Annotated in this window: 9 protein-coding genes; 2 read left to right on the forward strand and 7 right to left on the reverse strand. The window is 71.8% G+C overall.

Annotated elements, in window-relative coordinates:
* The 7 genes from ACZ4FV_RS50315 to ACZ4FV_RS50345 all read right to left on the reverse strand — a co-directional run.
* Positions 1 to 1,113: LacI family DNA-binding transcriptional regulator (locus ACZ4FV_RS50315; protein ID WP_465328070.1), on the reverse strand; the 1,113-nt coding region annotated here is incomplete at its 3' end.
* Positions 1,114 to 1,311: 198 nt separating this feature from the next.
* Positions 1,312 to 2,805, reverse strand: coding sequence for a rhamnulokinase (locus ACZ4FV_RS50320; RefSeq protein ID WP_465328072.1), 1,494 nt, complete (start codon positions 2,803 to 2,805; stop codon positions 1,312 to 1,314).
* A gap of 132 nt (positions 2,806 to 2,937) precedes the next feature.
* Positions 2,938 to 4,980 (reverse strand): bifunctional aldolase/short-chain dehydrogenase, encoded by a 2,043-nt coding sequence (locus ACZ4FV_RS50325; RefSeq protein WP_465328074.1) that lies wholly within the window; start codon positions 4,978 to 4,980, stop codon positions 2,938 to 2,940.
* A gap of 187 nt (positions 4,981 to 5,167) precedes the next feature.
* Positions 5,168 to 6,334: an L-rhamnose isomerase gene (gene rhaI, locus ACZ4FV_RS50330; protein ID WP_402230955.1), complete on the reverse strand. Its 1,167-nt coding sequence runs from the start codon at positions 6,332 to 6,334 to the stop codon at positions 5,168 to 5,170.
* A 130-nt stretch (positions 6,335 to 6,464) separates the two neighbouring features.
* On the reverse strand, positions 6,465 to 6,899 hold the full coding sequence (locus ACZ4FV_RS50335) for a S26 family signal peptidase (protein ID WP_402230957.1): 435 nt from the start codon (positions 6,897 to 6,899) through the stop codon (positions 6,465 to 6,467).
* Positions 6,896 to 8,740, reverse strand: coding sequence for an ABC transporter ATP-binding protein (locus tag ACZ4FV_RS50340; protein ID WP_402230960.1), 1,845 nt, complete (start codon positions 8,738 to 8,740; stop codon positions 6,896 to 6,898). Before ACZ4FV_RS50340 ends, ACZ4FV_RS50335 begins: the two co-directional genes overlap by 4 nt.
* A 50-nt stretch (positions 8,741 to 8,790) precedes the next feature.
* On the reverse strand, positions 8,791 to 8,961 hold the full coding sequence (locus tag ACZ4FV_RS50345) for a hypothetical protein (protein ID WP_395858638.1): 171 nt from the start codon (positions 8,959 to 8,961) through the stop codon (positions 8,791 to 8,793).
* A gap of 297 nt (positions 8,962 to 9,258) precedes the next feature.
* Here ACZ4FV_RS50345 and ACZ4FV_RS50350 point away from each other — a divergent pair, with 297 nt between their 5' ends.
* A complete protein-coding gene (locus ACZ4FV_RS50350) occupies positions 9,259 to 9,804 on the forward strand; it encodes a TlpA family protein disulfide reductase (RefSeq protein ID WP_395858639.1) in 546 nt (181 codons plus the stop codon).
* Positions 9,805 to 10,260: 456 nt separating this feature from the next.
* Positions 10,261 to 11,115, forward strand: a complete 855-nt coding sequence (locus ACZ4FV_RS50355) for an endo alpha-1,4 polygalactosaminidase (protein WP_402231543.1) — start codon at positions 10,261 to 10,263, stop codon at positions 11,113 to 11,115.
* The last annotated feature ends 217 nt before the right edge of the window (positions 11,116 to 11,332 follow it).

An 11,332-nucleotide genomic window follows, 5' to 3' on the forward strand; every position in this document is an offset into this window, starting at 1 on the left:
CACACCCCCCTCAGTCTGGTGGTGGGTGGGGGGTGTTCCGGCTTTTCCCCCCCCCCCCCCCCCCCCCCCCCCTCCCGCCCCCCCCCCCCCCCCCCCCCCCCCCCCGCTCGTCGTCGACTCGCGCACCACCAACTCGGGCCGGAACACCACCTGTCGATGGGTATGCGAGCGCGGCTGCTCGCTCTCCTCGAAGAGCAGTTCGGCGGCGGTACGCCCGAGCCGATACGTGGGCTGACGCACCGAGGTCAAGGCGACGGCAGACGCCGCCGCGAACTCGATGTCGTCGTAGCCCACCACCGCGACGTCCCGCGGAATCCGCACCCCGGCGCGCAGCAGTTCGCGCATCAGCCCCATCGCGAGCAGGTCGTTGGCGCAGAACACCGCCGACGGCAGCCGGCCCGCCGCGAGCAGCCGCCCGGCGGCCTCCGCGCCCGAGCGCGCGTTCATCGCCGGCACCACCACGTCGCGGGTGGACGTACCCAGTCGCAGTCCCGCGTCCCGCAGCGCGGCCCGCATACCCCGACGGCGGTCCTCGCACTGCCGGATGCCCAGGGGACCGGTGACGAACGCGAACTCGCGATGCCCCTCGGCCACCAGGTGCTCCGCGGCCAACCGGCCGCCGACCACGTCGTCCACCGCGACCGAGCACAGGTCGGCCCGGTCGTCGGTGCGATCGAGGAGCACCACGGCCAGGCCCCGCGCCCGCAACTCCGCCACCGGCAACTCGGCGTCCCGCGCGGGAGTGACCAGCACGCCGCGGACCCGCTGTTCCTGGAGCACCCGCAGATACCGCTCCTGCTTGGCCCCGGAGTCGTCCGAGTTGCACAGGATGACCACCGAGCCGGTCTCGTTGCAGGCGTCCTCCACACCGCGCGCGACATCCGTGAAGAACGGGTTCGCCACGTCCAGGACGATCAGGCCCACGGTGTTCGCGACGCCCGAACGCAGCGAACGGGCCGAGTCGTTGCGGACGAACCCGAGCAGCGCCACCGCTTCGAGCACCCGGGTCCTGGTCGACTCGGCCACCCGCTCGGGGTGATTGAGCACGTTGGACACGGTGCCCACCGACACACCGGCCCGGTGGGCCACCTCTTTGATGCTCGACGTCGTCATCCGGGATCGATCCGCTCCTCCAGGCCGGTAATCTCCGGCGGGCGCCATCAGGGCAGCCTAACGGTTGTCGCCGCGCGCCCCGGATCGGCGCCGACCGCACGTGCGGACCGGGCGACACCCGGGGCACGTCCGCACGATTCGCACCCCGAGCCCCCACCGCCCGAGCCCGTACCGCCCGGGACGCCGCGCCCCGCCCCCTCAGCCGACCGGGGCCGGTCGCACCGGCAGCCGATCCGCCGCCCTCGCCCAGTCGCCCCCGCCGGCCCCGTCCCGCGGCTCGTACCGGCGCAGCGGCTGGGTCGTCCGCAACAGCCGGCGCAGGTCCGCGAGTGAACCGGTCACGCTCCCGGCGGCCCGCGCCTGCACCAGCAGATTGCCCAGCGCCGCGGCCTCGGTCGGCCCGGCCACCACCGGCAGTGCGCACGCGTCGGCGGTGGTCTGGCACAGCAGCGTGTTCAGTGCTCCGCCGCCGACCACGTGTACGACGTCGACGACGTGTCCGGACAGGCGCTGCGCGTCCAGGACGGCCGTGCGGTAGGCGAGCGCCAGGCTGTCCACGATGCAGCGCACCGTCTCGCCGGGCGTGCCGGGCACGTGCCCACCGGCGCGACGGCAGGCCGCCGCGATCCGGTCCGGCATGTCGCCGGGCGCCAGGAACACCGGATCACCGGCGTCCACGAGAAAGCGCAGCGCCGGCACCTTCGCCGCGTCGTCCAGCAGGCGCTCCAGCGAATGCGGTCGACCGAGCCGGTCCCAGTGCCGCATGCACTCCTGGAGCAGCCACAGTCCCATCACATTGCGCAGGTAGCGCACGGTGCCGTCGACGCCCAGCTCGTTGGTGAAGTTGGCCTGCCGACTCTCCTCGGTGAGCACCGGCGCGTCGAGTTCGACACCGACCAGGGACCAGGTCCCGCTGGAGATGTACGCGAAGCGATCGCCGCGCGCGGGCACGCCGACCACCGCCGACGCGGTGTCGTGCGATCCCACGGCGGTGACCCGGACGGGTCCGCGCAGTCCGGTCTCGGCCAGCACCTCGGCGTCGAGCACACCCGCGGCCTCGCCGGGCAACCGCAGCGGTGGGAACAGGTTCGGATCCAGCCCGAGCGCCGACATGATCGCGGTCGACCAGTGCCCGGAGACCGGGTCCAGGAGCTGGGTGGTGGAGGCGTTGGTCACCTCGGTGCCGGCCACCCCGGTCAGCCAGTGGGAAATCAGGTCCGGAATCAGCAACGCCTGCCGGGCGACCGCGAATTGCGGCGTGTCGGCCGCCGCGACGAGTTGGTGGACGGTGTTGAAGCCCGCGTGCTGGATCCCGGTGATCGCGTACAGCTCGGCAGCGGGCACGCGGGCGTACACCCGCTCGGGCACCCCCTCGGTGCGACCGTCGCGATAGTGCACCGGATTGCCGAGCAGCGCCCCGCTTGCGTCGAGCAGCCCGAAGTCGACGGCCCACGCGTCGATTCCCACGCTCACCGGCGTCCCGGCGGTGCGTCCGGCGGCCCGCAGCCCGTCCAGAACGCCGCCGTACAACGCCAGGGCGTCCCAGTGCAGTGTGCCGGCGACGCGCACCGGCCGGTTGACGAAGCGATGCGCCTCGCTCACCGTCAGCGACTCCGGACCCACCCGCCCGGCCAGCACTCGCCCACTGGAAGCCCCGAGATCGACGGCCACAAAGGTCCGCGGCGTATGCATGCCCAACACCTCCTCTTACCTCGTCGATACGGACTCGACGGACGCGACTTACACGACGAACTCGATGGACTCGCCGAACCGGACGGGCCCGACGGGCCCACGGACTCGACGGACTCGACGGACTCGACGGACTCAGCGAAGGAACGCCGCCGCGACGCCCGCGTCCACCGGGATGTGCAGGCCGGTCGTGTGCGACAACTCCCCACCCGTCAGCGCGAAGACCGCGTTGGCCACGTGCGACGGCAACACCTCGCGCCCCAGCAACGTCCGCCGCGCGTAGTACTCGCCCAACCTGTCCTCCTCGACCCCGTACACCGCGGCGCGCTGCGCACCCCACCCGGCCGCGAAGATGCCCGATCCGCGCACCACACCATCGGGGTTGACGCCGTTGACCCGAATCCCGTGCGGACCCAACTCGGCCGCCAACAACCGCACCTGATGTGCCTGGTCGGCCTTGGTCGCGCCGTAGGCGATGTTGTCCGGGCCGGCGAACACCCCGTTCTTGGAGGCGATGTAGACGATGTCGCCGCCCGTGCCCTGCGCGATCATCGTCCGGGCCGCCTCGCGCGAGACCAGGAAGGAGCCGCGCGCCATCACGTCGTGTTGGAGGTCCCAGTCGCGGGCCGTGGTCTCCAGGAGCGGTTTGGAGATGGACAGGCCCGCGTTGTTGACCACCAGATCCACGCCGCCGAAGGCCAGTGCCGCCGCGGCGAACGCGGCCAGGATGCCCTCCTCGGAGGTCACGTCGACGGTGACCGGGACGGCCCGGTCCGGACCGCCGAGCGCCTCGGCGACCTCGCCGGCGGTCACCGCGTTCACGTCCGCGACCACCACGCACGCCCCTTCGGCGACCAGCCGTTCGGCGATCGCCTTGCCGATCCCCGAACCCGCACCGGTGACCAGGGCCACCCGACCGGCGAGCGCCCGCGGCGCGGGGCGGCGGGCCAACTTGGCTTCCTCCAGGGCCCAGTACTCGATCCGGAACTTCTCCCGCTCGTCGATCGGCGCGTAGGTCGAGATCGTCTCCGCGCCGCGCATCACGTTGATCGCGTTGACGTAGAACTCGCCCGCCACCCGGGCGGTCTGCTTGTCCGGGCCGAAGGAGAACATGCCCACGCCGGGCACGAGCACGATCGCCGGGTCGGCGCCGCGGATGGCCGGCGAGTCGGGTTCGGCGTGCCGGGCGTAGTACGCGGCGTACTCGGCACGATATTTCGCGTGCAACTCGGGCAGTCGGGCGAGCACGTCCTCGATCGGCGCGTGGGCCGGCAGGTCGACCACCATCGGCCGCACCTTGGTACGCAGGAAGTGGTCCGGGCACGAGGTGCCCAGCGCCGCGAGCCTGGGGTGCTCGGCCCGGGATAGGAACTCCAACACCGGGGCGCTGTCCGTGAAATGGCCGACCCGGCGCTGGTCGGTGCCGGCGAGTCCGCGGAGTACGGGCGCCAACGCGGCGGCCCGGGCCCGCCGTTGCGTGTCGGGCAGCGGTTCGGCCAGCAGCTCGCCGAACGCATGCCGGGCCGGGTCGTGCCGCGACGCGATGAACTTCTCCGCGCCCCGGATGATGTGCAGCGAGTTGCGCTCGCACTCGGCGCTGGTGTCACCCCATGCGGTGATCCCGTGCCCGCCCAGCACGCACCCGATCGCGTGCGGGTTGGCCGCCCGGATGGCCGCGATGTCCAGGCCGAGGCGGAATCCGGGTCGGCGCCATGGCACCCACACCACGGTGTCGCCGAAACACTCGGCGGTGAGCTTCTCGCCGTCCGCCGCGGTGGCCAGGGCGATGCCCGAGTCGGGATGCAGGTGGTCCACGTGCGCGGCGTCGAGCAGACCGTGCATCGCGGTGTCGATGGACGGCGCGGCGCCGCCCTTGCCGTGCGCGCAGAAGTCGAACGCGGCGACCATGTCGTCCTCGCGCTCGTCGCCCGGGTACACCCCCACCAACGCGCGCAGCCGGTCGAGCCGCAACACGGCCAGCCCGTCCTCGGTCAGCGTACCCAGGTCTCCGCCCGACCCCTTGACCCACATCAGCGGTACCGCCGCGCCGGTGACCGGGTCGATCCCGTCGGCCTTGGCGGAGGTGTTGCCTCCGGCGTAGTTGGTGTTGCGCGGATCCGCGCCCAGCGCACGGGAACGACTGAGCAGACGATCGACCTCGGACGGGGTGCCGGACATCGGCGGGCTCCTTGTACATCGGTACGGCGCGGTGCGGAAGTACGGAACTGCGGCGCTGCGCGCAAGCGCGGAAATGCGGTACGGCGCGGCGCGGAAATGCGGTGCGATGCGGTGTGGTACGACGCGGTGCGGCGGTGCGGAAACGCGTCACGGCGCAGTGCCGGAGGCGGGCGAAGCGTACCCGGGCTCAGGCGCCCCAGCCGGCCGGTGTGCCCCCGACCCGCTCGGCCCGGATGCGATCGCCGTGACCCGACGCGTGATACGCCGCGACCGGATCCGGCGCGAGCCCCTGCTCCTCGCGCAACTCCCTCAGCAGCGGGCGGACATCGGTGTTGTAGGCGTCCATCAGCACGGCGTTCGCGCCGAGGACGTCGCCGGCCCGCTGCGCGTCGGCCAGAGCCTCGGCGTCGACCAGGAGCGCCTTGGCGGTGGCCTCCTGGACGTTGGTCACCGAGCGGATCTGGCCGGGGATCCTCGGCTCGATGTTGTGGCACTGGTCGAGCATGAAATTGACTCCGACGGCCGGATCGAGCCCACCGCCACGTACCACCTCGTGCATGATCCGAAACAGTTGGAACGGGTCCGCCGCGCCCACCATCAGGTCGTCGTCCGCGTAGAAGCGGGAGTTGAAGTCGAACGCGCCGAGCCGGCCCTCACGCAAGAGGAACGCCACGATGAACTCGATGTTGGTGCCCGGCGCGTGGTGTCCGGTGTCCACGCACACCACGGCCTTGGGGCCGAGCTTGAGGCAGTGCGCGTAAGCCGTGCCCCAGTCCGGTACGTCGGTCATGTAGAACGCGGGCTCGAAGAGCTTGTACTCCAACAGGATCCGCTGGTCCGCGCCGAGTCGCGCGTACACCTCGGCCAGTGCCTCGCCCAGGTGCCCCTGCCGGGTGGCGATGTCGCCCTGCCCCGGGTAGTTGGTGCCGTCCGAGAACCACAACTTCACGTCGCGCGATCCGGTCGCGTCCAACACGTCCACGCACGCGAGCAGGTGGTCGATCGCCTTGCGCCGCACCCGTGCGTCGGGGTTGGTCACGCTGCCGAGCATGTAGTCGTCGTCCTGGAACACGTTGGCGTTGATCGCGCCGATCCGTACGCCGTGGTTCCGCGCGTGTTCGGCCAGTTCCGCGTAGTCCTCGACGCGGTCCCACGGGATGTGCAGCGACACGATCGGCGCCACCCCGGTGAAGGCGTGCACCTGGGCCGCGTCCGCGATCTTCTCGAACGGATCGCGCGGCACGCCCTCCTGGGCGAACACCTTGAACCGGGTGCCGGAATTGCCGTAGGCCCACGAGGGGGTCTCGATCCGCTGGGCGCGCAGGGCGGCCCGCACCATCGTGTGGTCCGGCATGGGAGCACTCTCCTGACGCACAGAAAATGAAACGTTTCAATTCGATGCAAGGGAACGTACGACCCCACGGTCGAACCCGTCAAGGGAGCGGCCCCTCGGCGGCCCCGGTCGGGGCGGGGCACGCCGGGCCTCAGCGTCCGCCGACCACCACGCCCAGCACGGTCGAGGTCGGCACGTACCCGAAGTGCCGCGAGTCCTGGGTCCGCGCCGCGTCACCGCGCACCACCAGCGAACTCTGCGGCACCCGCGTCCCGCGCACCGCGTGCACCGCCTGGCGCACCTCGCGCGGCACCGGATCGCCGGGGACCGCCGCCACCCGCTTGACCAACCAGCGCAGTTCGTCCTCCGCACCGAACCGGACCGGGTTGCGGAAGACGATCGCGTCGCCGCGTCGCACCGTGGTGGTCCGGCGTACGATCAACCGCTCGCCGTGCACGAACGTGGGCGCCATGCTCATTCCGGTCACCCGTACCAGGGCGACCCGCGAGCGCACCGCCCAGAGGATCGGCGTCGCGGTCGCCACGACCGCGGCGAGCACCAGGGCGCCGCGTGTTCTCGGGTTCACTGCGCGTCCTCCGCGATCCTGGTCGAGTCGTCCTGTCCGTCCGAGTCCCGGTAGCCGGCCGCCTGGAGCCCGAACAGCCGGGCGTAGTGCCCGTCGGCCAACGCCATCAACTGATCGTGGCAGCCCAGTTCGGTGATCCGGCCGTCGGCGAGCACGGCGATGGTGTCCGCGTCGCGCAGCGCGCCGAGCCGGTGCGACACCAGCAGGCTCGTCCGGCCGGCCCGATGCCGGTGCAGTGTGCGGTGCACGTCGTGTTCGGCCTCGGGGTCCAGGCCAGAACTGGGCTCGTCCAGGATCAGCAGGTCCGCGTCGGCGCGCATCAGCGAGCGGGCCAGCGCTACGCGCTGCCACTGGCCGCCGGACAGCGTGACGCCTGCCTTGTCGTCGTCCTCGTCCAGGTGCACCCGGCTCAACTGGGTGCGGTAGCCGTCCGGCAGCGCGGACAGGTCCGCGTCGATGCCCGCCGACACCGCGCCGGCCCGGATCCGGACCAGGTCCTCGCGGTGGGCCAGGTCGCCGATGCCGATGTTCTCCGCCGCCGAGAGGTCGTAGGTCATGTAGTCCTGGAAGGTCACCCCGATCCGGCGGCGCAGCGCGGCCACGTCCATCGTGCGGATGTCCACGCCGTCCCAGCGAATCGTGCCCCGGTCCGGGTCGTAGAACCGGCAGAGCAGCTTGATCAGCGTGCTCTTGCCGGCGCCGTTGCGCCCGACCAGTCCCACCGCGCCGCCGGCCGGTATCACCAAGCGGACGCCGCGCAGCACCCACGGCCCGTGCTCGTCGTAGCGGAACCACACGTCGTCGAACTCGACCGCTCCGCGCAGCGCGGGCACCTGCCCGGTACCGGTGGTGGCGGTGGCCAAGTCGTCGGGGGTGTCCATCAGGTCCAGGAAGTGGCCGAACAGCCGGATCGCCTCGGCGGCCATCCCGGCCTGGGAGACCACGCCGGTGAAGGCCTGTTGCACACCCGCGGCGGCGGCGGTGAACAGCATCACGTCGCCGACGGTGAATCGCCCGCGCGCGGCGCCCGCGACCACCACGACCATGCCCAGACCCGCCACCACCGCGTTCAGCGCGGCGAATCCGGCCTGGACGAGCATGCCGCGTCGGGCCACCGCGAGTTCGGCGTCGGTTGCCTCGGCGAGCGCGCGTACCAGCCGACCGTGCAGGAAGTCGCCCAACCCGAACAGCCGGATCTCCTTGGCCGCACGCGGGTCGGTCAGCAGCGACCGGTAGAACAGCCGGCGGCGCTGTTTCCCGGAGGTCAGTTCGAGCACCGCCACCTGCCCGCGTGCCATCGACAGCCGGGCCGACAACGCGGCGACGCCCACCAGGAACAGCAGGCCCACCATCGGCGGCCACACGGCCCACAACACTCCGGTGAACCCGCTCAGCGCGGCGGCGGAACGCACCACCTCCTGGCTGAACATGGTGATGTTGTGCGGCGCGTCCTCGGAGGCCTGCTGGGCCAGCCGCAGCCGGTCGTGGAACGCCGGGTCCTCGAAGCGCCGCAGTCCGCGGAACTCGTTGACCTTGGCGAACAGGTCCCGCTCGACGGTGACCACCAGTCGACGCCGGACCACCTCGTCCAGGTAGGCGGCCAGTTGCATCAGGACGGCGAGCACCGCGCCGAGCGTCGCGAGCACCAGGCCCAGTGCCACCGCCCGTCCGGAGTCGACCTGCGCGCCTCGGCCCAACTCGTCGAAGAGCAGTTTGGTCGACCAGGCGACCAGGGCGGGCAGCACGCCGATCAGCACGGTACAGGCCAACAAAAGCGCGGCGCCCACCGGCGCGGCCCGGAACTGGAGGGTGAGGGCGACCTTGACCGCGCGGGGGCGCAACCGGGACCCCGGGGGCGTACCGCCCTCCGGGGTCCCGTGCGATGGCGGAATCAACAGCGGGTGGCGGTCTTCACGCACGGACCGTTGCAGCTGTACACGTAGCGGTAGTGGCTACGGCAGGCGCAGAACTGGCCGTGTTCCGGGACACACGCCCCGGCGCGTTTCTCGCGGAGGACGAGCCCCAACAGTTTGTCGCCCATGGTGCCGATCACACGGTTCATCGTGGACCTCCATTGCAGGGTCGATTCGACGGAAGCGGGGTGTGCTTCTGCCGGAGGCGACGCTAAACCCGTTCGACGCCGAGTGGCAAGAGAATGCGAGCGGCCCGAATCGACGAGTATCTTCTTTGTTTCGGAACGGCTCCGGGTGAGCACTGATGCCATTGGCGGGCCCGGGGATACATTTCGCCCGGTCGTGTTCGCGGTCCCGTTCACGGATCCTCTACGCCGATCCCGTTCGCCCGTGTGTGGCGGGCCCTGAGGTCGGCCGACATCCTTCGCCGCCTCGGGAGAGTCGCCATGCCGTTGCTGATCGCCGCCGTGGTCCTGGTCACCGTGTTGTGCCTGTTGAACCTGCTGCTCACCTTCGGTGTCGTGCGCAAGCTGCGCGCGCGACGCGGGCAGGGGCACGGCGGACACGATGCGGACATCGCGGACCTGGTGCTGCCGGTGGGCGCGACGGTGCCCGCCTTCGCCGCGGTCACCACCGCAGGTGAGGCGGTGTCCCGGGACGGTTTGGGGGCCGTGCTGTTCGGCTTCTTCTCGCCGGGGTGCCCGGCTTGCGCGGAGCGGCTGCCGCTGTTCGTGAAGGCCGCGCGCAAGGCGGGCGGCGAGGGCCGGCGGGTGCTCGCGGTGGTGCACGGCGACGAGGCGGACACCCGTGAGCAGGTCGCCGCGCTGACCGCGGTCGCGCGGGTCGTGGTGGAGCCTGCCGACGGGCCGTTGGGCCGGGGATTCGCGGTCGCCGGATATCCGGTGTTCGGTTTGCTGGATGCGAATGGCACGGTCACCGCGAGCGGTTTCGACCCGAAAGCCCTTTCCGCACCGATGCGCACCGCGGCCTGATATGACGGATTCGGCCGGGCGCGGGTGGATTCCGGCAGGGTCGTTTATCCGGATGCGTGATTCCCGGGCATGATCATTCTCGGCGATAATTTGCTCCCGGCAATCGGGCTATAGTCGTGGAACGCGGAAGCGTTCCCGCGCGAACCTCGATTTATTACCGGGATCAGATATCCACCGGCGGGAATTCGCCGCGCCGGGTGAGCGCGGTTTCGGCCCGTCACGCAAGGAGTGCACGTGTCAGGTTCGTTCATTTTCCGCGGCCACCGCGGACGCCACGGCCACCGCAGACGCCACGGACGCCGCGGAGTCGCCCGCGCGGCGGTCGCGTTGACCCTGGCGCTGGCCGCCGTGGCGGGTTGCGGGTCCGAAGGAGGGTCGGACGCGGACGCGAATCCGCCCCGGGTGGCGGCCGGTTCGCCGTCGGCGGCATCGACGGCGGCGAGCCCGGCCGCGCCGGTGAGCGAGACGGCTCCGGAGGTCCCGACCACGTCGGCGAGCCCGACGGCAACGGCGAATCCGACGGCGCCGGGGGCCGCCCCGGCCCCGAACACCCCCGCGCCGCCCGGGCAGGCGGCACCCGGCGGCTCGGCGAAGCAGGTCGTGCCGCCCGCCGCCGACGCCCCGTTCGACTACCAGATCGGCGGCCCCTACCCGCCGCCGGCGAACGTGCGCGTGCTGATCCGCGATCGGGGCGCGCGACCCGAACCCGGGCGATACAACATCTGCTACGTCAACGCCTTCCAGACCCAGCCGGACGCGCGGGCGTGGTGGGAGAAGGAGCACCCGGACCTGCTCCTGCGCAAGGGCGGCAAGGTGGTGCTGGACGAGGACTGGGGCGAGGCCCTGCTCGACGTGTCCACCGAGGCCAAGCGCGCCAAGCTGATCGGGGTGGTCGGGCCCTGGATCGACGACTGCGCCAAGAGCGGCTTCCAGGCCGTCGAACCCGACAACCTGGACTCCTACAGCCGCTCGGGCGGCCTGCTGACCCTCGAGCACGACGCCGCGTTCGCCCGGCTGCTGACCGGGCGCGCCCATGCCGCGGGCCTGGCCATCGGGCAGAAGAACACCGTCGAACTGGCCGGCCGCCGCGCCGAGATCGGCTTCGATTTCGCGGTCGCCGAGGAGTGCGGCCACTACGACGAGTGCGGCGCCTACGCCTCGGCCTTCGCCAATCGTGTCTTCGTCGTCGAGTACTCCCGGGCCGACTTCGACACCGCGTGCCGCGGCTGGGGCGGCAAGGTCTCCGTCGTGCTCCGCGACCGTCAGGTCACCGCACCCGGCAACTCGGCTTACCTGTACGCGAGTTGCTGATCCGCGACCGTCGGGTCAGCGAACTCGGCGACTCGGCGCACGGGTGCGCGTTGCCGATCCGGTGCACGCCGTCGTCGGGGGGGGGGGGGGGGGGGGGGGGGGGGGGGGGGGGGGGGGGGGGGGCACGGGGGGGGGGGGGGGGGGGGGGGGGGGGGGGGCGGGGTTGGTTTTTGTCTTTTTTTTTTTGCGTGTTTGTTCTCTCTCCGGCCCCCCCCCT

The sequence above is a fragment of the Embleya sp. NPDC025285 genome (genome assembly GCF_055558835.1).

Excerpts from the sequence above, each read along its gene's own strand:
- ACZ4FV_RS50350 (WP_395858639.1), top strand. The coding sequence starts at position 9,259 with ATGCCGTTGCTGATCGCCGCCGTGGTCCTGGTCACCGTGTTGTGCCTG.
- ACZ4FV_RS50325 (WP_465328074.1), bottom strand. The coding sequence starts at position 4,980 with ATGTCCGGCACCCCGTCCGAGGTCGATCGTCTGCTCAGTCGTTCCCGT.
- ACZ4FV_RS50345 (WP_395858638.1), bottom strand. The coding sequence starts at position 8,961 with ATGAACCGTGTGATCGGCACCATGGGCGACAAACTGTTGGGGCTCGTC.
- rhaI (WP_402230955.1), bottom strand. The coding sequence starts at position 6,334 with ATGCCGGACCACACGATGGTGCGGGCCGCCCTGCGCGCCCAGCGGATC.
- ACZ4FV_RS50320 (WP_465328072.1), bottom strand. The coding sequence starts at position 2,805 with ATGCATACGCCGCGGACCTTTGTGGCCGTCGATCTCGGGGCTTCCAGT.